This window comes from Sporosarcina sp. SAFN-015 (genome assembly GCF_051966875.1).
Taxonomy (GTDB): Bacteria; Bacillota; Bacilli; order Bacillales_A; family Planococcaceae; genus Sporosarcina.
Genome location: NZ_JBQCKP010000003.1, coordinates 22,007 through 43,259, shown reverse-complemented (window position 1 = coordinate 43,259; position 21,253 = coordinate 22,007). Strand labels below are relative to the sequence as shown.

24 protein-coding genes and 1 riboswitch are annotated in these 21,253 nt (G+C 42.9%); of the genes, 11 read left to right on the top strand and 13 right to left on the bottom strand.

Features of this window, described 5'->3' with window-relative positions:
• Positions 1–143: 143 nt before the first annotated feature.
• Positions 144–1,367 (top strand): MFS transporter, encoded by a 1,224-nt coding sequence (locus tag ACTHPA_RS05990; RefSeq protein WP_440499260.1) that lies wholly within the window; start codon positions 144–146, stop codon positions 1,365–1,367.
• Positions 1,368–1,495: 128 nt separating this feature from the next.
• Here ACTHPA_RS05990 and ACTHPA_RS05985 read toward each other — a convergent pair whose 3' ends face one another.
• The 3 genes from ACTHPA_RS05985 to fni form a co-directional block, all read right to left on the bottom strand.
• Positions 1,496–1,873 carry an rRNA methyltransferase gene (locus ACTHPA_RS05985; RefSeq protein ID WP_440499259.1) on the bottom strand — a complete coding sequence of 126 codons (378 nt, stop codon included), beginning with the start codon at positions 1,871–1,873 and terminating at the stop codon, positions 1,496–1,498.
• A 5-nt stretch (positions 1,874–1,878) separates the two neighbouring features.
• Entirely contained in the window at positions 1,879–2,685 is an 807-nt protein-coding gene (locus ACTHPA_RS05980; protein WP_440499258.1) for an LAGLIDADG family homing endonuclease, read from the bottom strand.
• A gap of 128 nt (positions 2,686–2,813) precedes the next feature.
• The gene (gene fni, locus ACTHPA_RS05975; RefSeq protein WP_440499644.1) at positions 2,814–3,848 is read right to left on the bottom strand and encodes a type 2 isopentenyl-diphosphate Delta-isomerase; all 1,035 of its coding nucleotides are present in this window, start codon (positions 3,846–3,848) and stop codon (positions 2,814–2,816) included.
• A 173-nt stretch (positions 3,849–4,021) separates the two neighbouring features.
• Positions 4,022–4,169: riboswitch (FMN riboswitch) on the top strand.
• Positions 4,170–4,232: 63 nt separating this feature from the next.
• Here fni and ribD point away from each other — a divergent pair.
• The 4 genes from ribD to ribH are packed head-to-tail and all read left to right on the top strand — an operon-like array spanning position 4,233 to position 7,662.
• On the top strand, positions 4,233–5,318 hold the full coding sequence (gene ribD, locus ACTHPA_RS05970; protein ID WP_440499257.1) for a bifunctional diaminohydroxyphosphoribosylaminopyrimidine deaminase/5-amino-6-(5-phosphoribosylamino)uracil reductase RibD: 1,086 nt from the start codon (positions 4,233–4,235) through the stop codon (positions 5,316–5,318).
• Positions 5,319–5,969 carry a riboflavin synthase gene (ribE, locus tag ACTHPA_RS05965; RefSeq protein WP_440499256.1) on the top strand — a complete coding sequence of 217 codons (651 nt, stop codon included), beginning with the start codon at positions 5,319–5,321 and terminating at the stop codon, positions 5,967–5,969. It abuts the gene before it with no gap.
• A 12-nt stretch (positions 5,970–5,981) separates the two neighbouring features.
• The gene (locus tag ACTHPA_RS05960; RefSeq protein ID WP_440499255.1) at positions 5,982–7,184 is read left to right on the top strand and encodes a bifunctional 3,4-dihydroxy-2-butanone-4-phosphate synthase/GTP cyclohydrolase II; all 1,203 of its coding nucleotides are present in this window, start codon (positions 5,982–5,984) and stop codon (positions 7,182–7,184) included.
• 13 nt (positions 7,185–7,197) lie between these two features.
• Positions 7,198–7,662, top strand: coding sequence for a 6,7-dimethyl-8-ribityllumazine synthase (ribH, locus tag ACTHPA_RS05955; RefSeq protein ID WP_440499254.1), 465 nt, complete (start codon positions 7,198–7,200; stop codon positions 7,660–7,662).
• A gap of 48 nt (positions 7,663–7,710) precedes the next feature.
• On the opposite strand, the gene ACTHPA_RS05950 is transcribed toward ribH, so the two are convergent.
• Both ACTHPA_RS05950 and ACTHPA_RS05945 read right to left on the bottom strand, forming a co-directional pair.
• Positions 7,711–7,902 carry a hypothetical protein gene (locus tag ACTHPA_RS05950; RefSeq protein WP_440499253.1) on the bottom strand — a complete coding sequence of 64 codons (192 nt, stop codon included), beginning with the start codon at positions 7,900–7,902 and terminating at the stop codon, positions 7,711–7,713.
• Positions 7,903–7,993: 91 nt separating this feature from the next.
• Positions 7,994–8,692, bottom strand: coding sequence for a YwaF family protein (locus ACTHPA_RS05945; RefSeq protein WP_440499252.1), 699 nt, complete (start codon positions 8,690–8,692; stop codon positions 7,994–7,996).
• 146 nt (positions 8,693–8,838) lie between these two features.
• Here ACTHPA_RS05945 and ACTHPA_RS05940 point away from each other — a divergent pair, with 146 nt between their 5' ends.
• Complete coding sequence (locus ACTHPA_RS05940; RefSeq protein ID WP_440499251.1) at positions 8,839–9,174, top strand: hypothetical protein; 336 nt, start codon at positions 8,839–8,841, stop codon at positions 9,172–9,174.
• A gap of 36 nt (positions 9,175–9,210) precedes the next feature.
• Here the strand turns inward: ACTHPA_RS05940 and ACTHPA_RS05935 are convergent, their stop codons facing one another.
• The 3 genes from ACTHPA_RS05935 to ACTHPA_RS05925 are packed head-to-tail and all read right to left on the bottom strand — an operon-like array spanning position 9,211 to position 12,885.
• Positions 9,211–9,723: a (2Fe-2S)-binding protein gene (locus ACTHPA_RS05935; protein WP_440499250.1), complete on the bottom strand. Its 513-nt coding sequence runs from the start codon at positions 9,721–9,723 to the stop codon at positions 9,211–9,213.
• Positions 9,720–10,550, bottom strand: coding sequence for an FAD binding domain-containing protein (locus ACTHPA_RS05930; protein WP_440499249.1), 831 nt, complete (start codon positions 10,548–10,550; stop codon positions 9,720–9,722). Before ACTHPA_RS05930 ends, ACTHPA_RS05935 begins: the two co-directional genes overlap by 4 nt.
• Complete coding sequence (locus ACTHPA_RS05925; RefSeq protein WP_440499248.1) at positions 10,537–12,885, bottom strand: xanthine dehydrogenase family protein molybdopterin-binding subunit; 2,349 nt, start codon at positions 12,883–12,885, stop codon at positions 10,537–10,539. The genes ACTHPA_RS05930 and ACTHPA_RS05925 overlap by 14 nt, the downstream gene beginning before the upstream one ends.
• 149 nt (positions 12,886–13,034) lie before the next feature.
• On the opposite strand from ACTHPA_RS05925, the gene ACTHPA_RS05920 reads away from it, so the two are divergent.
• Positions 13,035–14,045, top strand: coding sequence for an XdhC family protein (locus ACTHPA_RS05920; protein WP_440499247.1), 1,011 nt, complete (start codon positions 13,035–13,037; stop codon positions 14,043–14,045).
• A complete protein-coding gene (locus ACTHPA_RS05915) occupies positions 14,021–14,629 on the top strand; it encodes a nucleotidyltransferase family protein (protein ID WP_440499246.1) in 609 nt (202 codons plus the stop codon). Before ACTHPA_RS05920 ends, ACTHPA_RS05915 begins: the two co-directional genes overlap by 25 nt.
• A gap of 52 nt (positions 14,630–14,681) precedes the next feature.
• On the opposite strand, the gene ACTHPA_RS05910 is transcribed toward ACTHPA_RS05915, so the two are convergent.
• Genes ACTHPA_RS05910 through modA form a run of 3 tightly spaced genes read right to left on the bottom strand, consistent with a single transcriptional unit; the run spans position 14,682 to position 16,810 of the window.
• Positions 14,682–15,320 carry an ATP-binding cassette domain-containing protein gene (locus tag ACTHPA_RS05910; RefSeq protein WP_440499245.1) on the bottom strand — a complete coding sequence of 213 codons (639 nt, stop codon included), beginning with the start codon at positions 15,318–15,320 and terminating at the stop codon, positions 14,682–14,684.
• Positions 15,321–15,324: 4 nt separating this feature from the next.
• On the bottom strand, positions 15,325–16,020 hold the full coding sequence (modB, locus tag ACTHPA_RS05905; protein ID WP_440499244.1) for a molybdate ABC transporter permease subunit: 696 nt from the start codon (positions 16,018–16,020) through the stop codon (positions 15,325–15,327).
• 16 nt (positions 16,021–16,036) lie between these two features.
• Positions 16,037–16,810 (bottom strand): molybdate ABC transporter substrate-binding protein, encoded by a 774-nt coding sequence (modA, locus tag ACTHPA_RS05900; RefSeq protein WP_440499243.1) that lies wholly within the window; start codon positions 16,808–16,810, stop codon positions 16,037–16,039.
• 184 nt (positions 16,811–16,994) lie between these two features.
• On the opposite strand from modA, the gene ACTHPA_RS05895 reads away from it, so the two are divergent.
• Positions 16,995–17,981 (top strand): substrate-binding domain-containing protein, encoded by a 987-nt coding sequence (locus ACTHPA_RS05895; RefSeq protein ID WP_440499242.1) that lies wholly within the window; start codon positions 16,995–16,997, stop codon positions 17,979–17,981.
• Positions 17,982–18,075: 94 nt separating this feature from the next.
• On the opposite strand, the gene ACTHPA_RS05890 is transcribed toward ACTHPA_RS05895, so the two are convergent.
• Positions 18,076–19,290, bottom strand: coding sequence for an AI-2E family transporter (locus ACTHPA_RS05890; protein ID WP_440499241.1), 1,215 nt, complete (start codon positions 19,288–19,290; stop codon positions 18,076–18,078).
• A gap of 18 nt (positions 19,291–19,308) precedes the next feature.
• Positions 19,309–20,271 (bottom strand): LCP family protein, encoded by a 963-nt coding sequence (locus ACTHPA_RS05885; protein ID WP_440499240.1) that lies wholly within the window; start codon positions 20,269–20,271, stop codon positions 19,309–19,311.
• A 175-nt stretch (positions 20,272–20,446) separates the two neighbouring features.
• Between ACTHPA_RS05885 and ACTHPA_RS05880 the strand changes: the two genes are divergently transcribed.
• Entirely contained in the window at positions 20,447–20,551 is a 105-nt protein-coding gene (locus ACTHPA_RS05880; RefSeq protein WP_440499239.1) for a YjcZ family sporulation protein, read from the top strand.
• Positions 20,552–20,702: 151 nt separating this feature from the next.
• Positions 20,703–21,218, top strand: coding sequence for a peptide-methionine (S)-S-oxide reductase MsrA (gene msrA / locus ACTHPA_RS05875; protein ID WP_440499643.1), 516 nt, complete (start codon positions 20,703–20,705; stop codon positions 21,216–21,218).
• Positions 21,219–21,253 lie beyond the last annotated feature (35 nt).

The window sequence follows — 21,253 nt, the reverse complement described above, 5'->3', positions numbered from 1 at the left end:
GCCTACTAGCAGAATTAAATCTGCAGTAGGCGTTTTTTCTTGGTCAATTTATAGGTAAAGATTACCGTGACAATTCTACGATTTTACCGTATAATAATTCGAAAGTCGAAATATATAATAAAAATGAATAATGGGGAATGAGTATGTGGAAAAACCGTAACGTTTGGATCATTTTATCAGGTGAAATGATTGCCGGACTCGGGTTATGGACTGGAATCATCGGAAACTTGGAATTTTTACAAGAGAAGATTCCATCGGATTTTGTGAAAGCACTCATATTATCAATCGGTTTATTGGCAGGCATCATTGCTGGTCCAACAGCTGGACGTATTATTGACCAATCGAGGAAAAAGACAGTCTTGATAGTAGCAGGACTTGGAAGGCTTGTCAGCGTTGTATTCATGTTACTCGCTATTGGAACAGGGTCTGTCTGGTGGATGGTAGCATTCATCATTTCAATTCAATTGTCCGCAACTTTCTATTTCCCTGCACTGCAGTCGGCAATCCCGCTTGTCGTAAAGGATGACGATCTATTGACGATGAATGGATTGCATATGAATGTAGCAACGGTTGCTCGGGTCGTCGGTACAGCCCTGGCAGGGGTCATGCTCGTATACTGGTCATTGGCTTCGTTGTATTGGGTGTCAATGATTGCCTATGCAGCTCTTTTGGGCTTCACGATGATGCTCAAAATCGATGAAGGGGAGGGGAGTGCAAGTTCCCGGAGAAAAGACGGTGAAAAAGGTGGATTCATGGAAGTTTTTCCAGTCTTAAAAGCATATCCTGCTGTTGGTATGACGCTAATTATGACAATGATTCCATTATTATTTCTCGGTTCATTCAATCTGATCGTTATTAATATAAGTGAAATACAAGACTCTTCGTCGATTAAAGGATTAATTTATACGGCTGAAGGAATTGCCTTCATGGTCGGTTCCTTTGCAGTAAAATTCATTACTCGAAAATGGAAGACGACGGTTATTTTATTTTTCTTTGCTTCGATGGTAGCAATTGCTGAATTCATGCTATTTTTTGCTGCTAACATCGTTTTGACACTGAGCGCATTTGCTGTATTAGGCTTTGCATTAGGATGTTTTTTCCCGACAGCAATGGTCATTTTTCAGAAACAAATGCCAAAAGCATACCATGGACGATTTTTCTCGTTCCGTAATATGTTAGAAAGGGTCATGTTCCAATTCGTATTGTTGAGCGCTGGGGTATTTTTGGATATTGTCGGATTACAAGTGATGGTTATTATTTTCGGTCTAATTAGTCTCAGCATGACTTTGTTATTTTTTATTCAAATGAAACGAAGAAATATCGTATTGGAACAAACGAAAATAGAACCTGCAGCCGAAATCATTTGATGATTCGCTGCAGGTTTATTTATGATCAAAAAAAATCGGTTTCGTCTCAATGTTATGAGTATACTTTAATGTGATATTTAACTTCCACTAATATATATTATGGCCACGGCACTGAGTTAAGTATTTAATCATACCTCTATTCTGTACCTATGACCTTTATTTTTACTTTTTTCTACATCAATGAATTGTGCGCTGTATTCGATTACATCGTTTATATAAAGTTTGTTTTCCTTTGCCAACTCTTTTATTTCTTCGAAAAGCTCTTTATCGTAAGTTGTCTTATAATGTTCACGGTCCTTTGGTCGCTGCTTTTTATCAAATAAGATCCCATCATTACTTGATAATAAGTTGATAAAACCGCTTTCCAATAAATAATTGATATGCGTGTCATGACTTTCCGCTAAATTGTTTAATTCATTTATCAATGCTTTACTTATCGTAGTTCTGAATTCAATTCGAGTTGTATCAATAGTTTGTTGTAATTTACCGTTAACTAATTTCCACATTTGTTTCACTCCAATTCTAAAATGGCTTGTTCAAATTCAGCTGTGTATTGATGCTTAATCATTCTTACTTTTTTGTTCTTGTTATACAGATCACCAGCTCCATCATAAATGATATCAGCTAGTTTAGGAAGGTCTTGTTTTCCTTTTACCCAGACCCGGTAAATGGTTTTCTTAGATTGTGTAACCTCTGAAGTTATTTCCGTTCGCAAATTCCATTTTTGAAATACAGTAAAAAGTCCACCTGCAAACAATTCGCTCGCTGTAGTTATATTCATAACATATCCTCGATTTTGCACCCATCCATCTCCGTCTATAACACCTCTTATAAATGCAGGCATGAACTGATCTGGCACGTCAGGAAAAGGTACATTATGTGATTTATTCGGTGTTACACCAAGCCGCTCTAGATCCTCCTTAATGGTTTTTGAATTTATTATCAACATCGGTGTTGTTCTCGTGCCGCTTGGTTGAGCAATCGTCGGATTCGCATCCATTAGTTTTGCTACTTTCATCAATATCGTCTCATCTTTTTGCGATAAGCATATAGAATGTACTTTGCTATTCACATGGCCATCTGTAATAAATAATCCCAATACCCAAGCCATCTCATGAGACCATGTTTTAAAGAAATCTTCGTTCACTTTATGAATGCGCCGACGTCCTATAGGACGCAATTCGACTCCATGCTTTATCAATACATTACGAATTCCACGATCTGACAACCCAATAATAGTGCAAAGTTTTTCATACGACAACCCGCTTTTATAAAGTTCAATGATTTTTTCGTCTGTCATACCCGGATTACGCGCCATCCCACCCACTCCTCCTTTTATGCTGTCTATACCCATTAGACAAACTTATGTTCCTATTTTCAACTAATTAACTGAATGTTATTTCAACTAAAAAAACCACTCGCTTTTGCAAGTGGTCTCTCAACTATTCATCTTTTCACATATTGTACTCTGTCAGTCGCTTGAAGTTCTTCCAATGTAGATGCGCCTACGCCGAACATAGCCATGCGCAGCTCTAATTCTTTCGTTTCCATAACTCTCATGACATCTTCTGGAGTTTGTGTCGCTTCTTTCAAGATTGATCTCCCAAAACCGACAATATTAGCACCTAATGCTATTGTTTTTGCAGCGTCCAGGCCAGTCGACATGCCGCCACTTGCAACGACCGACTGCCCGCCGATCTTCTCACGTACAGAAACGACACAATCCACTGTCGGTGTGCCCCAAACGCTAAACGTTTCAGCTGCAGTCTGTTTAACAGGATCGGTCGACCGGTATTTTTCCACTTGACTCCAAGATGTTCCGCCTGCGCCTGCTACGTCTATGAAAGACACACCGACGTCACACAGCTTTTTAGCAGTAGCCCCGTCGATTCCCCAACCGACTTCCTTTACACCGACTGGAACTTCCAATTCTTTTGATAGAGCCTCGATTTTCATTAATAAATCCTTGAAATTCAAATCTCCATTCGGTTGAATAACTTCCTGAAGGCTGTTTAAGTGAAGTACCAATGCATTAGCATCAGTCATTTCAATAATTTGCCGGCATTGATCAATGCCAAATCCGTAATTCAATTGAACCGCGCCTAAATTGGCGATAATCGGAACGGACGGCGCGTATTGTCTCACTTGGAATGAAGCTCTATGCTCCTCGCTTTCGATCAATGCACGCATAGATCCTAATGCTAATATCCACCCTTTTTCTTCAGCGGCAAGCGCCAAATTACGGTTGATCGTTTCGGCAAAAGCAGCTCCGCCAGTCATGGAGCTTATCATGAATGGTGTTGGTCGTACTTGTTCAATAAAGGTACTTTCAATGGAAATTTCATTAAAGTTAATTTCAGGTAAAGCGTTATGAGTGAAGTGAACCCTTTCCAGTCCAGTTGTAATATGGTTTCCCGTCACTTTTTCGTTGAGCGTGATTTCAATATGCTCTGCTTTCCGTTGATGGATAGACCCAGTCATTAGCAAACAATCCCTCTTCCCTAGCACGAAGATATCCATTGAGTTTACATCCTCGTTTAACGCTTTTCTTTACATTTCATTATAGGTTACCTACCTTGTAATTTCAGCTATTAGGATTATTTTATTTGGCAACCATTTAAAAAGTATGTTAAGTTTGAGTCGGTCAAATCAAAACGACACTTCGGGGCAAGGTGAAATTCCTTACCGGCGGTGATCAAGCGCAATGCTTGTCAGTCCGTGACCCGTTCTTCCATACGGAAGACGGTGGAGCTGGTGTAAATCCGGCACCGACAGTGAAAGTCTGGATGGGAGAAGCTGCTCGAGTTTGATGACTATGCCCAAATGAAATATCCGCCCTTTCAAATATTAGAAAGGGGGAATTCGATGGACCACGCCGATTATATGAAGTTAGCTTTAGATCTTGCGAAGCTTGCAGACGGTTATACGTCACCGAATCCAATCGTCGGTGCTGTTTGTGTGAAAAACGGCCAGATTGTAGGGACAGGTGCGCATATGGAAGCTGGAACACCTCATGCTGAAGTGCATGCCCTCCGTATGGCCGGTTCGAATGCAGTCGGTGCAGATCTTTATGTCACTTTAGAACCTTGTGCGCATGTCGGAAAGACGCCTGCGTGCACAGAGACAATCATTGCCAGCGGCATTCGCCGTGTTTTCATTGCATCCACAGATCCGAATCCTTCCGTAAATGGAAAAGGGATTAGGCTTCTTCGGAATGCCGAAATTGAAGTGATCACGGATGTTTGTAAAGAAGAGGCGGATTTTAGCAACCGGGCATTTTTTCATTTTATTCAACACAAAAAACCCTACGTCACTTTAAAGGCAGCCGCCACTCTCGATGGCCGCCTTGCAACGCAAAACGGGAACAGCAAATGGATCACGTCTGAAAGTTCGAGGCTAGATGTCCATACCCTCCGCCATACCCATGATGCAATTTTAGTAGGTGTTAACACAATTCTTCAAGATAATCCTTTCCTCACCACCCGTTTGCCCCATGGTGGAAAGAACCCAACACGTATTATTTTAGATAGGCATCTACGGACGCCTGAAACCGCAAATGTAATTCAGGACCAAGCTGCCGAAACGATTATTTTTACACTTGAATCGAATCGTTCGCGTACCTTTACCGATTTCCCATTCGTTCATGTGGAACTGATATCGGAACAAGTTAACTTTTTGGATGAAGTTCTCACTCGACTTGCTGCACGAGGAATCATGACACTATTAGTGGAAGGCGGAAGCAAGGTCCATTCCAGTTTCATTCAAGCGCGTCTTGTAAATGAGCTGTATTTATATATGGCTCCAAAGTTGATAGGTAACGGCCCTTCCCTTTTCATGGATGAGAGCAGAACAACGATTGCGGAATCAGAACCGCTGCGTATACTTGACGTAAAGCAAATTGGAGAAGATATCCGTCTTCATGCACTTTTTCAGAATGGAGGTGCAAGCTGATTGTTTACTGGAATTGTTGAGGAAGTTGGAACCATTCATGCGATTAAGAAAGGTTCTTCATCGATGCAATTACTAATTACCTGCGGTCTTGTGCTCTCTGACGTAACAAAGGGAGATAGTATTTCCGTCAATGGTGTTTGTTTAACCGTCTCAGAATTTTCAACAACACAATTTGCAGCGGACGTAATGCCCGAAACTTTCAAGGCAACGACCCTTTTCACGTTGAAGTCCGGAAGTCAAGTGAATTTGGAACGTGCGATGGCAGCGAACGGCCGTTTCGGCGGCCATTTTGTTACAGGCCATGTTGATTGCATAGGAGAAATTATTGCAGTCAGATATGTCGAAAACGCCATCTATATGGACATTCAAATCGATTCCGCGTTCCAATCACATCTTGTTCCGAAAGGTTCTATAACGGTAGATGGTACTTCTTTGACTGTTTTCGATGTCTCAGAACAAGGGTTTACAATATCCCTCATTCCGGTCACCCAAGCTGATTCCGTACTCGGACAGAAGCGTGTCGGCGACTATGTCAATGTGGAATGCGATATCCTTGCGAAATATTTGGAGCGGATCGTCTCTAGGAAAGAAACTAAACCGCCAGGCGGCTTGACAATGGATGTACTTGCCAAAAGCGGATTTTTGGAATAAGAGGTGTAATAGATGTTTAGTACGGTTGAACAAGCAATAGATGAATTGAAAAAAGGTAAAGCAATTATCGTCGTTGATGACGAAAGCCGTGAAAATGAAGGCGATTTTGTAGCACTCGCTGACTTCGCAACCCCTGCTATGATTAATTTCATGGCTACTGAAGGACGGGGCTTAATATGTGTACCGATTGAACAACAGCTGGCAGACCATCTTGGACTAGCCCCGATGGCCACTACGAATACCGATGTCCACGGAACTGCTTTCACAGTAAGCATTGATCATGCGTCTAGCCACACGGGGATATCCGCATTTGAACGATCAGAAACGATATTGAAAATGCTTCATCCCGACTCGACTTTTTCTGATTTCAAAAGACCTGGTCATATCTTCCCGTTAGTCGCAAAAGCAAACGGCGTATTGGAACGGCCGGGACATACGGAAGCTGCGGTTGATCTCGCCCGTCTAGCCGGTGCATCTAAAGCCGGCGTCATTTGCGAAATTATGAACGAGGATGGGACGATGGCGCGTGTTGGCGATCTTATGGAAATTGCTAGGAAGCATGGACTTGTCATCTTGACGATCGAACAATTGATTGCATACCGTAAGCAGAATGAAAAACTCGTTGAAAGGGTTGTCGATATTCACTTGCCTACGAAATATGGCGAATTCACCGCAATTACCTATGTAGAAAAGCTGACGGGCCGTGAACATATCGCTTTTGTAAAAGGCCAAATGAATGAAACCGAGGCGACAGTTGCTCCACTCGTCAGAATCCATTCCGAATGCCTGACGGGTGATGTATTCGGTTCCTGTCGGTGCGACTGCGGTCCACAACTGCATGCGGCACTTGCCCAAATTGAAGAGGCCGGGAAAGGAATCCTAGTTTATATGCGTCAGGAAGGGCGCGGAATTGGCCTAGTCAATAAAATGAAAGCATATAAGCTGCAAGAACAAGGATATGACACAGTCGAGGCGAATGCCCGCTTAGGCTTCGAAGACGACTTACGGGAATATTTCATAAGCGCCCAAATTCTAGACGATCTCGGCTGCAGTCGAATTCAATTGTTGACGAACAATCCGCGAAAAATCGAAGGGCTTTCAGAACATGGGATAACGATTGAAAATCGGATCCCTATCGAATTGCCTGTCATAGATGGCAACCGGTTCTATATGGAGACTAAAAAGACGAAATTAGGACATCTATTGCATAATTGAGGAGGAAAAACCAATGACTTTGACATATGAAGGAAATTTAATCGGAACAGGACTTAAAATTGGAATCGTCGTCTCTCGTTTCAATGAATTTATTACAGGAAAGCTTCTTGGTGGAGCGGAAGATGCATTGCGCCGCCACGGTGTAGAAGCAAATGATATTGAAATCGCTTGGGTGCCTGGGGCTTTCGAAATCCCGCTCATCGCGAAACGAATGGCAGCTTCAAAGAAATATGATGCGGTCATTACATTAGGTACCGTCATAAGAGGGTCTACTCCCCACTTCGATTACGTCTGCAATGAAGTGGCTAAAGGAGTTGCCGCTCTTAATATGACAGAAGGAGTGCCTGTCATTTTTGGCGTATTGACGACCGATTCAATCGAACAAGCTGTTGAGCGTGCTGGTACGAAAGCTGGCAATAAAGGATGGGACGCAGGAGTATCAGCCATCGAGATGGCGAACCTCATTAAGCAGTTTTAAATGGAAAAAGCAAGTCCCCCGATTTTGTTGGGACTTGCTTTTTTTTAATCAGACACCCATTTTCCGACTCGATTGTGTGACTTTCTTTGCCTGTTGGCTTTTCATTTTTGGTGTTTGTTGAATTGGATTTCCTTTGGTCTTTGTCGACTGGGACTTATTCTTCTTTGCTTCAAGCTGCTGTTTAATTGCGTCTTTTAAGCTAATTTTCGCTTTTTCCCCTGTTTGCTCGTTCGATTCCATTTTCGTCAACTCCCTTCAGATGCTATCGGTTAGTAAATTTTAGCATTCCCTTTCAATAGTGTCCATATAGAAAATAAACAGAACGATAAAACTATCTTACAATCTTTCTCTCCTTTTTTCGCAAGGACAGCCAAATGACTGTAAATAGTATAAACGCCACAGCTTCCAACGATAAAATATACCAAGGATAAGGACCGAGAAAATCAAGCAGGCTGCCATTCTGAGGTTTCATTCGCAGAAACATATAGTTCCCGTCAAACAGCCAGTTTACCGTTAGAATTATCGGCAAAATCGCATTGATGATCAACATTGTTTTCAATACGCCTTTAAATGTAGGCTCGTAACCTCTTACCCAAACAAAATAAAGTCCCGTTAAAATGATGCCGGCGTGTGTATAGAAAAAGTGGAAAAAGCGGAAATGCGGAAAATCCATATCAAGAACAGGCGTCGCTAATGCTTGTAGAGCGCCGCCAATTCCGGCAAAAATGACGAAATCGATTAAATGTCGATTCCCTGTCAATAGTAGTATGATCGAGACAAACAAAGAGATGCTGCATAACTCGAGTGGAAGTGCATCATCTAGTCCCCATCGCCCCGTCGAAATGAGCCAAATATGATAACCAATATCCATTGCCAATAAAGAAAGCGCAAAAAATCGCTCCAACATCTTCAATCTCGCAACATTCTCTTGTAAATTCCTTCGTTGCCAGTAAAGCGTGATAACAAGAAATGCAATTACAATTAGAACCGACAGATGCACTGTAGAAAACATAATAAATTGATGATCCATTCCTCCACCCAAAGTCATCCCCCATTCACGTTCGGCATGTACCATACATTATAGCATCGCTAGCTACTAGTAAGAAGAACGGTTTGTTTAACCTCGTTCCTATTCACACATACTATGATCAACCAGAATGAAAGGGGAATAAAAGGATGGTACAACAAAATACGGAGCAATCGTCACTACAACAGATGATCGAGCAACAATTCCACACGGAGAAAAAGCAGATCCTCCAAAAACTGAATAAAGCATCTCAGACGATACAACAGATGAGCACTTTGTTCGATTCACAGTCGGTTCAGCAAGCACAACAGCAACTTCAGCAAGCCTCACAGCTGTTGAATCAGTTGCAAGGGCAAGCGGCGACTCAATCACCTTCCACCGTCCAGCAACAGCTCGAGCAAGTTCGTAAACAGATTGACCAAGCCGCCCAAACTTTGCAGTTAATTGAAACGTTGAACGTTGGCAATAAAAGCTTTAAAAAATAGAACAGAACCCTTGGCTTACATTCCAAGGGTTCTTTTTTACTGCACGTGATCTTCCAGCTGATTGGAATCTGCCAGCTTATTTGCAGCGATGACAGAACTGATTGCATCTTTTATTTCCTGATAACCGGTGCACCTGCAAAGGTTTGACTGCAGCCATTCTTCAACCCGTTCATCATCAGCATCGGGATGTTCCGTCACTAACGCATGTCCATTGACAATAAAGCCAGGTGTACAATATCCGCATTGGATCGCCCAATTATCAACAAAAGCCTTCCTCACCGGTGAATGTGTCAAACCTTCTATTGTCGTTATTCCACTGTTCAATGTTTCAATCGTCAATACGAGGCATGAATGCATAGGCTTCCCGTCAACCAATACTGTACATGCCCCGCAATCCCCATTTCCGCAAGCTTGCTTTGCACCTGTCAATCCGAGCTGTTCGCGCAATGTGCAAAGCAATGTATCAGCAGACCTTATCATGACATCAGTGGAAGATCCGTTGACTAGCAATGGAACTACCGTATATTTACTCGTATTCGTGCTGATCATCCGTTCCCCTCCCAAGCAGTATCCATTTCTGTTAACAGTTTCTCCAAGATAAAACGACGGAAGTCTTTTGAAGCAATGAAATCATCCGTAATGTTTGTTGGCAGCTTGGCGATCGCCTTCTCAACTCGTTGTTCATCGCCGATTGTCGCATCGTTCAAAACTCCTTCAACTACTGCGGATCGGAACGGGTGTTCATGTAAGCCGCTGAAGGCAATTCGAATACGGTTTTCTTTCCGTAACGCAGCCAAACTGACAATTGGATATCCGACATTCGATGATCGAGTCCGTTTCAAATGGACGAACGGCAGCTCAAGATTCTTGGAAGACACTTTTATTTGCGTTAAAAACTGGCCTTCTACCAACTCAGAAGCAGCAAGGTTGTCTACCGACATGACATCCGTTCCTTTTGGACCATTGATGATAGCTAGAGCATCCGTTACGAGTAAAGGCAAAATCCCTTCCCGGTATCCGAGTTTGCTCATGAGATTACCACCGATTGTAATTTTATTTCTCGAAGTATGATCGGCGATCGTACGTACCGTTTTTCGAAGCAACGGAAATAGATTTGATTCCACCAATCGGTTCAATGTTACAGCGGCTCCAATGACTAGTTCTTCTCCTTGCATTTCAAGCACATTGCACTCTGGAATCCCTTTCAGGTCGATGACTGTATCAACAGTCAATTTTCCGCCCCGAGCAAAGGTGATCACTTCGGTTCCCCCTGATAAATAAACGACTTTCTTGCCTAATTTCCATTCGTTTGAATAGATTTTTAATGCCTCTTCCACTGATTCAGGTTTATAATAATCAAAATTAAACGGAATCATTAGTTGCTCTCCTCGTCCTCCAAATGAGTTCGGGTGTCAATGGCAGTTGAGTCAGCTCTGCATTTGTTGCCAATGAAAGGCTATTGGCCAATGCCGCTGCAGCACCGATCACCCCATATTCACCGATTCCCCTCGCGCCGTACGGACCGTCTTTTGCAGGCGTTTCGATGAATTCCACAATATATTCGCCAGGCTGCTCACCGAATCTCATTAACTGATATGTCCGCAAGTCTGGATTTTGAATAACGCCTTGATCGTTGAATTCGAATGATTCTCCGCTTGCGATGCTAAGTCCAAGGAAAATTCCTCCTCGCATCTGTTGAGTCGCGGTCATTGGATTGATGATCGTGCCGCCATCCATCACTGTTACAGCCTTCACGATTTTATACGTGTATTTGCTTTCATCCCATTCAATTTCAACCGCTTGTGCGCCGACAGACCACCATGGACCGGGGTCTCCAAAGCCGGTATCTTTATCCATCGGGGTCAAATGCCTTTGCACATGAACGCCGACTCCAATAATTTGTCCGCCGACAGTATGGCCGTTCGGATATTTATAGCCAAGCGCAATGGTTTTGATAGTAATGCCGAAGTCCGGTTTTGCTTTTACGTAAACCCGCCCATTTCCAACGTCCAGATCTTCTTCGGAACATTGCAAAGCGACAGCACCGATTCTCTTTAATTGCCGAATGGCGTCGTCCGCCGCCGCCAACACGGCATTTCCTGCTAAAAACGTCGTGCTGCTTGCAACGGTTCGCCATTGATGCGGAGTGTATTGCGTATTCACTTCCATTGTGACGTGAATATCAGAAACATTCATTTTCAATCGTTCTGCAGCAAGTTGGGCCAAAATCGTCTTCGTCCCTTGTCCGAGTTCAACAGCTGCACAACTCAAGTTCACCGTGCCATCCGCTTCAAACTTCAGCAGTACACCAGCTTGTGCGTTTGTCGATGTCGTGGATGTCTTCCAGAACAACGCCACACCTTTCGCTCGAACTACTCCGTCTTCACCTACCGGCTGCTTTCCATCCCAGCCGATCAGCTCCTTCACCCGCTTCATGCATTTCGCTGCATCACCAATATTGTTGGCATTCAGCACGGACTGCGTCGGTGTCGTATGACCTGGTTTAATAACATTCAGCAATCTGAATTCGATGGGATCCATCTTCAATTTTTCGGCAAAGCGATCCATTGTCCGTTCGATTGCGAAAGTCAGTTCAGGATGACCGTAACCCCTGAACGAAGTGGCATATGGATGATTCGTGTACATGCAATAAGAATCACACCAGACGTTTGGAATGTGATAAGGACCTGTACAATCCAGGGCGGCAGCGCGCGTTATGCCTGCAGCTTGGTCTGAATAAGCACCAGCTTCAATTAGAAAGGTGTATTGCCCTGCAATGAGTTTCCCTTCTTCATTCACGCCTAGTTTGACCGTAGCATTAAACCCGATATGACAAGGAGCTGTCATCATATCTTCTTCTCGCTCGAACTGCAGTTTGACGAGTTTTCCGCCTACCGCACTGGATGCCAAGTATGCAAGAGGCTCCAGTTGCACCGCTCCCTTTCCACCGAAAGCCCCTCCTAGCATCGGAATATGGACGATGATTTTGCCGACATCTATATTAAAGAACTGATTGAAGATCTTTTTGATCGTAAATGGCGATTGGCTCGTTGAGTGAACGATGACTCGCCCATCCGGATTGATTTCAACAGTAGCGGTTCTCGTCTCCATCGCCGCGTGGTCTGACAAATTGAAGGAATATGTAGCGGAAAATGTATCTTTGCATGTTGCCCATGCTTTTCCGAATTCCCCTTTTCTAATTTTTATATGGCTTGCAATATTCGTCCCGGGTACAGGATAGACATTATCAATGATCTTCGTATATTGGCCAGATTGTTCGTGAATCAACGGTGCATCATTCTGAAATGCCTGTTCGACTGAATTGACGATTGGGAGTGACTCATACTCGACAATTATTTTGGCCGCCGCCTGCTTTGCCTGGTACGGATGGTCAGCAACGACGACAGCGATTGGCTCTCCGAAATAACGAACTTTCTCGAAGGCGATCGGCGGTCGATCGGCGAGTATCGGGCCTATCGGAAAAGGATATGTCTCACCCGTGACGATGGCTTGTACGCCCGGAACTTTCCACGCCTCGCTCGTATCTATCGATTTGATGCGTGCATGTGCTTCTGTGCTCGTCGCTACCTTAGCATGCAACATTCCACTTGAAAATGTATCAGCTAAGTATTTCACATTTCCGGTGGATTTCTCGATTACGTCGATACGTTGCTCTGCAAATCCGACTGTCGTTCGATTTCCAAACTGCAAGATCTTGTCCTCCCTTACTTATTCAACCTATTTTATCCAAACTGTTAAATAGGTTAGCCACTTCGCCCGGCTTTTATAAGGACAGTCGAATAAATAGACCGCCAATTGATGACACTGAGCCTATTGAATGCCATGTAGAGGTGATGAAAATGGGAACGATTCCACAATTAATAGGTAAATATGTTGAATGCGGGCAGGCGGCAGTCCTTGCGACGGTCATCCATGTAGAAGGATCTGCTTACAGGAAGGAAGGTGCATGGATGTTCATTCTCGAGGACGGCAGTAGAATCGGTTTGCTCAGCGGCGGATGTCTTGAGCATGATCTCCACTCCCGGGCGAAGGAGATGTTCCATACGGGAGACGTGAATATTTGTGACTTTGATTTGCGTGCGGAGGATGATTTAGGTTGGGGGCGAGGTGCTGGATGCAACGGCATCGTGACAGTAATGCTGCGTGCCGTCGATGCTCGGTTCAAAGAGTCTCTCCAATTCTTATATGAACAACTTCAACAAGGAGAACCTGTACAGTTCCTGCAGTGTTTGGAAAATGGATTTGATTACTGTTTCGCCAGCAGATCCGAGAACGACGGACCTTTGAAGAAGGTACTTCCGATTGTTGACAAACAGCCTACTCAGCACACGGCTGGCCGTAAATGGATTCAAGACGAGTCTATCTATCAACAATGGATTTGGCCGGCGCCTTCTGTTTATTTATTTGGGGCAGGGGCCGATGCTCGCCCGTTTGCCAAATTAGCTTCTTCTGTCGGATATACCGTACATATATGCGATTGGCGTGAAGCGCTGTGTACGAGTGAATATTTTCCAACCGCATCGTCTTTCCAGATTGGACCTATAAATGAAATAGTTAGCCGTCTAACGTTTAACGGGTTTGATTCAGTCGTTATCATGACGCACGATTTCCAAGCAGATCAACAAATCCTTCATGCTTTAAAAAATAAGTCGTTATTATATGTCGGTTTATTAGGCTCGAAAAACAGAACAAAGCGTTTATTAGGACATTCGATTCCTGATTGGCTTCATTCTCCCATCGGCCTGCCAATCGGTGCAGACGGGCCTGAAGAGATTGCGGTCAGCGTTATTGCCGAAATGATTGCCGTCCGGAAAGGAAAAGCGATATGTCCATCATTGGCATCTATTTAGCTGCCGGAAAAAGTCGGCGGATGGGCACGAATAAATTATCGCTTGCGGTTGGAAAAATGGCGTTAGGCAGCTTGGCACTCGACACCGCAATACAATCTTCATTAGATAGCATCTGTATCATCGTCAATAAAGATGATGATTTAACTTGGATTTCCGAACGGTTGAAGTCGCATGAAAAGTGCAAAGTCATCACGTGTGCAGATGCAGACATAGGACAGTCCGCTTCTCTTCGTTGCGGCATTGAGTATGCAATGGAAGCCGGCGCTTCAGCAATCGTCGTCCTCTTGGCGGATCAGCCGTTTATTACAATTCAGATGATCGATGAAATCGTTGCGTGCTGGAAAGAGCATCCGAATAGTAAATATATCGCCACTTCTCATGACGGAATGATGAAACCTCCTATTCTCTTTACTCGAGACCTTTTCCCTGTTCTTTTAGGAGTCCATGGCGACCAAGGTGCAAGGGAGATTTTACGGAGAGCGTCAGTTGTTGCAGGAAAACAGTTGCCGTGTCATGATCCAAGGCTCGTATTTGATGTAGATGATGCAAAAGATTACGCTGTTTTGCTCTCCCAATTGGAATAAAACGAAAAACAAAATACCCTGTGCTCTTTAGAGAGTGACAGGGCATTTCGCATTATTTTTCATCAATAATCTTTCCACGGTCGAGAAATAAAATTCGGTCCCCAAGTTTTTCGGCTTCCTCAACATCATGCGTCACGATAATGAACGGGATTTTCCATATATCATGCAAGCGGATCAGTTCATCTTGACACTCAATGCGCGTCTGTTTGTCCAAAGCGGAGAGAGGCTCGTCCAGCAATAGAATGGATGGTTCTGTTGCCAATGCACGCGCAAGGGCAACCCGTTGTTTTTCACCGCCGGAAATTTGGTGGGGGTATTTTCGCAATAGTGGTTGGATACCAAGCACTTGCAGAAGCTCGTCGAGGACGACTGAATGTCCTTCTTCCTTTCGTTTCATACCGTATCGAATATTGTTCTCAACTGTCATATGAGGGAACAGAGCGTAGTCCTGAAATAATAGCCCGACATTTCGAGCTTGAACTGGCAAGTAGTTGTTTGGGCTTTCAAAAAATGGTTTACTCCCTAATTTGATCGATCCTTCATTTGGCTTTGTCAGTCCGGCGATTGAATGCAAAATGGTTGTTTTTCCGGATCCGGATGGGCCGAACAGAACGAGAATTTCATTACCTACCGAAAAATCAACTTCCAAGTCATAATGGGATAACCGTATAGTAATATTCACTTCCAGCATTCAATCACCTGTTTCGATTTTGGTCTGTATAACGTCTCATGTTTCGTCGACTCCACCAATTCAGCCACATAATTGTGCTGAATCCTAAAGCGACAATGATGATGACCCAGAACGTCGCTTTTTCCATCTGCCCTGCTTCGACTGCGAAATAGATGGCCATCGGAATCGTATCAGTCTTTCCAGGTATATAACCAGCAATCATAAGAGTGGCACCGAATTCTCCAAGTCCCCTCGCAAATGATAAGACGAGACCCGCAAGAAGGCCTGGCCATGCAAGTGGGAATGCAATCGTCCAAAACACGCGCCATTCTGAAGCTCCCAGTGTTCGGGCGGCATTTTCGAGACGATTGTCCAAATTGTCAAATGCAGCTGCCGCGCTTTGGTACATAAGCGGAAATGAAACGACGATGGATGCAATGATGGCACCGAGCCATGTGAAGACGATTTGTACGTCAAACCATTCCAATAGCCATTTGCCGATCCAGCCATGCTTTCCAAATAATATAAGAAGGGCGAATCCGACTACGGTTGGTGGCAGTACGAGAGGAAGCATAAAAACAGACTCGATGACCGTTTTGCCGAAGAAATGTTTTTTTGCAAATAGCCGTGCGAAAAATACCCCTGCAATGAAGACGAACGTCGTCGATATGGCAGCGACCTTTAAAGATAGCAGTAAAGGTGAATAATCGATATCTGTCACGTTTTCCCCTCTTTCATCACTTGAATCCGTATTTCTGAAGTATTTCTCTTCCCTCTTTACTCGTTAAAAAATTGAGGAAATCCTGTGCCTTTTCCTCATGCTTCGTGTCTTTCACGACCGCTCCCGGATAAACGACGGGAGTATGCGATGACGATTCGGCTTCTGCTACAACGCTCACTTTATCAGATACAAAAGCATCCGTCGAATACACAATTCCGTACTCCGCATTTCCCATTTCAACATGTGTCAACACTTGACGAACATCCGAGCCCATAACGAGCTTATTTTGCAATGGCTGCCATAAATGGAAATGCTCCAAAATTTCTTTTGCATATCTACCAGCCGGAACGGAGTCCGCTTCACCGATTGAAAGGTGGTCGAACGTAATGGAATTTAGTTGTTCAAATGAAGAAACTGGATCCTTCAAAGACTTATTCGCAATAAGAACAATGGAGTTTTCAGTGAAATCTACAATAGATGACTCGATTACTAGCCCTTCCCCTTTCATTTTATCCATGTCCTCTTCACTTGCCGATAAAAATATATCGGCAGGTGCGCCTTGTTCAATTTGTGTTGCAAGCTTTCTAGAACTTCCGAAATTTAAAGCTATGGAAACATCGTCATTCTTGCTTTCATATACATTTTTCATTTCAGACAATGCATCTGACAAACTAGCAGCAGCTGAAATTGATAGTTCTGTTTTTCTTTCCCCTTCATCTGATTGATTACTGCACCCTAAAGGAATGGCCGTTATAACAAAAAGAAGGATGAACTGAACTAGCTTTTTCATATCGACTCTCCTTTCATCTATTTATCATTATCTATATTTATATATATCACAGTATATCTATATATATCTACTTATAACGAAATATAACTTCAAACTATTAAATATCATTAGTTATATCTGAATATATTGCATTTACTATTTAGATAGGAGAAAATAGAAGTAGAATAGGAACAGGAGGGCGGTTATGACAAATCAATATGCAGCTTCATATACGACCGAAGAAATCGCTGATCTTTTGAAAGTCTCCAAATTGACCGTTTATGATCTTATAAAAAAAGGTGAGCTTCGTGCATACCGGGTCGGTAGGCAAATGCGTATTGATGCGGAGGATCTTGAAGCTTATAAAGAGAAATCAAAAAGTGGCGGCCCAATTGCAAAAGAAGATAAGAAGAACGAACAAACGTCGGCACCTTCGATCCAACCAATTGATCCCACTCCTCCCCAACGATTTCAGCAAACCCCTGCACGGCAGCTGATCATTAGCGGACAAGATATCAGCTTGGACCTACTCACTAATGCTATCGGGAAGTCCGGTGCGGTGATTAGTCCTCTTCGCTCATATACCGGCAGTCTGAACAGCTTGATAGCGATGTACAAAGGAGAAGCCGACATCGTTAGTACCCATCTTTTCGATGGAGACACAGGAACTTATAATCTTCCATATATCCAAAAGATACTGACGGGACGTCAATACGTTGTCATCAATTTATTATCACGATCTGCAGGCCTCTTCGTACAAAAGAATAATCCGAAAAATATACAGACGTGGAGAGATTTTAGTAACCAAAACATCAAAATGGTCAATAGAGAAATTGGATCGGGAGCAAGAGTACTGCTAGATGAGAAATTACGCTCGGAAGGCATCATCCCTCATACAATCGACGGATATAATACAGAGGAAATGAATCACATTGCTATCGCAAGCAAAGTCGCTTCCGGATTTGCAGATGTAGGTGTAGGAATTGAAAAAGCTGCGACATTGGTAGGAGTAGATTTCATTCCTCTTGTTCAAGAGCAATACGACCTCGTTATGTTCAAGACGCCTGAAAATGAATTTGTCAGAAAGACAATTCTATCTATCCTCCGCTCGCAAGATTTTCAGCGGGAAATCGGTGCGCTCGGAGGATATGATCTTTCATTGACCGGCAGTATTATATATGAAACCGAATAGGAAAAGGACTTCGATAGTAAATCGAATTCCTTTCTTAATTAGGTTTACATAATAATATTATTATGACAAAAAATAAACGTCCTATATTGGACGTTTATTTTTTGGGTTGCGCCACATCTTCATAATGCATTGTCCGATCTGGCTCATAATTGTTATATCTAATTTTCAGCAATTTAAACAAATGCGTAAAGACTACTTTCAGTAGAGCATATCCTGGTATCCCTAAAACTACTCCGGCAACTCCAAATAAAGAACCAGCAGTCAATAAAACAAAAATGATTGTAATCGGATGGATTCTTAATGATTTCCCCATGATTTGCGGGGATATGAATTTTCCGTCCACTAATTGAACGATTGTCCACACCGCAGCCAGTTTCACGAGCATGAATGGCGAAGTGACAATGGCAATAATAACCGCGGGCGTAATTGCGATAAGAGGTCCTAAATACGGTACAACGCTCGTGACCATCGCTAACGCTCCTAATAGCGGCGCATAATCCATGCCTATGATGTAAAATCCAATCGTGACCATAATTCCAATACTAATAGCTACAAGAATTTGCCCTTGGATATAAGCCCCAATCTGATGATCAGCATCTTTTAGTATAGAATCAGCATCATCCCGAAGGCGTGGGGGCAGCATTTTTTTAATCATCTGCGGAAGCTTTTCCCCATCCTTCAATAAATAAAAAAGGATGAATGGAACTGTGACAATTGCAAGAATGAATCCGGTCAGCGCTGAAATGAAAGAGGTGATGCCGGTAGCGATTCCGCCGACAGTGTCTGTAAAAATTTTACCGATATTTCCTAAGCCATTATCTAACATACTATTGATATTAATATTCATTTCCTTATAATACGTTTCAAAGATCGATGTTCTTAAAAACGTATCAACATTTATTAGCATTTGATTGAAATATGTAGGGAATTCCTCAATAAGATTTGCAAATTGATTTTTCAAAAAAGGGTATATGAGAAATACGATTAAAGTGAGTAATCCGATGAGACCGATGAAAATTATGAAGATCCCCCATATCCTTGGAATTCTAAAACGTTCCAATATACGAAGAATTGGCCTCAGTAGATAATACGCAATCGTCGCCAATATGATCGGCAGTACGACCGTTGAAAAGAATACTTTAATAGGGTAAAAAACGAATGCGACGTTGCTGAATACTAAAATGATCAAGCCAATTAACAGAATGGAAAGGAGCACGAACATTGTTGCTCGTCCTCCAAGAAATCGGATAATCCGAGGTGTACCATCATTCATTTCTTTCTTTTGCTCCGACGATTTTATGTTATCCATTCACTCCCCCACTTCCCTTCAATCAAGTTCAGTATTAAGAAAAGCGGCTAACATCTCTTTATTCTTTTCAATGTCAAGTTCAATTACTGACCCTGCATGTGAATAAGAATTGAAACGATATGTGCCTTCAACAGGAATCGTCATCGTTTCTAGATCCGCTTTGCCTTTCATGATAAGCGTAAATGCTTTTGAAATTTCATCCTTCGTCGTTAAGTCTGTCTCAATAAAGCCCGACAAAGCACCGGCCAATTTCGGTACATGAAGAAGCATTCCCGGTCTAAGTGCTTCATCTTTCAAAGCCGAAATAACTTCTTGCTGCCTTGCCACCCTGCCGAAATCCCCTTCTGCATCAGCACGGAACCGCGCATATCCAAGAAGTTCCTTGCCATTCAATCGTTGTTCGCCTGGCAAAAGAGTGACGCCGATCTTTTCAGACATCTCTTTTTGAACATTGATTGTTATGCCATTTGGAAAGGCAATATCGATGATTGACTCGAAATTATCAAAATCTACAATGGCATAATGATGAATAGGAATTCCGAACATGCCGGTAATCGTATCCTTCACAGTCTGTACTCCGTTTAAATAATAAGCGGTATTAAGTTTATATGATTTATACCCAGGAATATCTGCGTAAATATCACGCATGAACGAAACAAGCCGGATTGACCCTTCTTGTTTATTCCATGAAAGGACCATCATCGTGTCAGTGCGAGACTTACCGCTTCCATCATCGTCAACGCCTAATAGTAAATAATTTTCGACTGATGGGTTTTGAGGATCGGTAATATCGCCAGAAAACGGACCGGGATCAATAGCATTCCCTTTTGCCAATGACTTCCCTTCTTTATATTGAAAGTATGAAAAGAGTCCCGCCACGATGAAGCAAAGGAAAAGAATCGTGAAAAAAACTCTGCCGATCCGTAATTTTCTTCTCCTTCTTCTTCTAGGCACCGGGCCTTCGTACTGGTCTTCGTTCAAGTTTGATTCCTCCAAATTGTAAAGTCAGCAATAGGACGATTGTTAAATGTTATTGGTTGCCTATGTATATCGATAGTATACCATGTCAGACCTCAAGTATATGCTTTGATTATTGGTCGATCCCCCATGCATTCATCGATAAAGAGCATAGTCTATATCGAAGGTGGTGGTATAAATGGGACGTGAATGCGGAGGCGGAAGCGGATACGGTTCTTCCTTTGTTTTGATAGTTGTGCTTTTCATCCTGTTGATCATTGTCGGGGCAAGTTTCGTCTACTAATCGATTAAACTAAAAGCACAACCACTCATTGGCACTTCGGGGAAAGGGTGTACTACGGTCTATGGTGAATGGCCGTATGCAGCCTTTCTTTCTTATGCTACAATTTACATAACGAATTAGAGAGGGGTTGCAAACCGTGACAAATAATGTAATTGAAAAAGCGACTTTTGCAGGTGGATGCTTTTGGTGCATGGTAAAGCCATTCAAGGAATGGGACGGCATAATTGATATCGTGTCCGGCTATATGGGTGGACATGTTGAAAATCCAACGTATGAGGACGTGAAAAAAGGAGATTCGGGACATTTAGAAGTCGTCGAAATCACTTACGATCCTTCTATCTTTACATACGAAAAACTGCTAGAGCTGTATTGGCCGCAAATCGATCCGACAGATGCAGGCGGACAGTTCCATGACCGTGGGCATTCGTACACGACTGCCATCTTTTATTATAACGAAGAGCAAAAGAAGGCTGCAGAGCATTCAAAAGAAGTGCTCGCAAATAGTGGCAGGTTTACGAAGCCGATCGTAACAGACATCCGGCCAGCAGAAACCTTTTACCGAGCTGAAGAGTATCATCAAGACTACTATAAAAAAGAACAAGCCCACTATGAAGAAGATCGCGCAAAATCCGGCCGCGACGAATTCATAAATGAGCATTGGAAATAAGATACTAGAAAACAGGTGAATGAAGCTTTATTGCA

What these genes read in the sequence shown, in the direction of transcription:
- ACTHPA_RS05990 (WP_440499260.1), top strand. Translation starts at nt 144, where the DNA reads ATGTGGAAAAACCGTAACGTTTGGATCATTTTATCAGGTGAAATGATT.
- ACTHPA_RS05985 (WP_440499259.1), bottom strand. Translation starts at nt 1,873, where the DNA reads ATGTGGAAATTAGTTAACGGTAAATTACAACAAACTATTGATACAACT.
- ACTHPA_RS05980 (WP_440499258.1), bottom strand. Translation starts at nt 2,685, where the DNA reads ATGGCGCGTAATCCGGGTATGACAGACGAAAAAATCATTGAACTTTAT.
- fni (WP_440499644.1), bottom strand. Translation starts at nt 3,848, where the DNA reads ATGACTGGGTCTATCCATCAACGGAAAGCAGAGCATATTGAAATCACG.
- ribD (WP_440499257.1), top strand. Translation starts at nt 4,233, where the DNA reads ATGGACCACGCCGATTATATGAAGTTAGCTTTAGATCTTGCGAAGCTT.
- ACTHPA_RS05960 (WP_440499255.1), top strand. Translation starts at nt 5,982, where the DNA reads ATGTTTAGTACGGTTGAACAAGCAATAGATGAATTGAAAAAAGGTAAA.
- ribH (WP_440499254.1), top strand. Translation starts at nt 7,198, where the DNA reads ATGACTTTGACATATGAAGGAAATTTAATCGGAACAGGACTTAAAATT.
- ACTHPA_RS05950 (WP_440499253.1), bottom strand. Translation starts at nt 7,902, where the DNA reads ATGGAATCGAACGAGCAAACAGGGGAAAAAGCGAAAATTAGCTTAAAA.
- ACTHPA_RS05945 (WP_440499252.1), bottom strand. Translation starts at nt 8,692, where the DNA reads ATGGATCATCAATTTATTATGTTTTCTACAGTGCATCTGTCGGTTCTA.
- ACTHPA_RS05940 (WP_440499251.1), top strand. Translation starts at nt 8,839, where the DNA reads ATGGTACAACAAAATACGGAGCAATCGTCACTACAACAGATGATCGAG.
- ACTHPA_RS05935 (WP_440499250.1), bottom strand. Translation starts at nt 9,723, where the DNA reads ATGATCAGCACGAATACGAGTAAATATACGGTAGTTCCATTGCTAGTC.
- ACTHPA_RS05930 (WP_440499249.1), bottom strand. Translation starts at nt 10,550, where the DNA reads ATGATTCCGTTTAATTTTGATTATTATAAACCTGAATCAGTGGAAGAG.
- ACTHPA_RS05920 (WP_440499247.1), top strand. Translation starts at nt 13,035, where the DNA reads ATGGGAACGATTCCACAATTAATAGGTAAATATGTTGAATGCGGGCAG.
- ACTHPA_RS05915 (WP_440499246.1), top strand. Translation starts at nt 14,021, where the DNA reads ATGTCCATCATTGGCATCTATTTAGCTGCCGGAAAAAGTCGGCGGATG.
- ACTHPA_RS05910 (WP_440499245.1), bottom strand. Translation starts at nt 15,320, where the DNA reads ATGCTGGAAGTGAATATTACTATACGGTTATCCCATTATGACTTGGAA.
- modA (WP_440499243.1), bottom strand. Translation starts at nt 16,810, where the DNA reads ATGAAAAAGCTAGTTCAGTTCATCCTTCTTTTTGTTATAACGGCCATT.
- ACTHPA_RS05895 (WP_440499242.1), top strand. Translation starts at nt 16,995, where the DNA reads ATGACAAATCAATATGCAGCTTCATATACGACCGAAGAAATCGCTGAT.
- ACTHPA_RS05890 (WP_440499241.1), bottom strand. Translation starts at nt 19,290, where the DNA reads ATGGATAACATAAAATCGTCGGAGCAAAAGAAAGAAATGAATGATGGT.
- ACTHPA_RS05880 (WP_440499239.1), top strand. Translation starts at nt 20,447, where the DNA reads ATGGGACGTGAATGCGGAGGCGGAAGCGGATACGGTTCTTCCTTTGTT.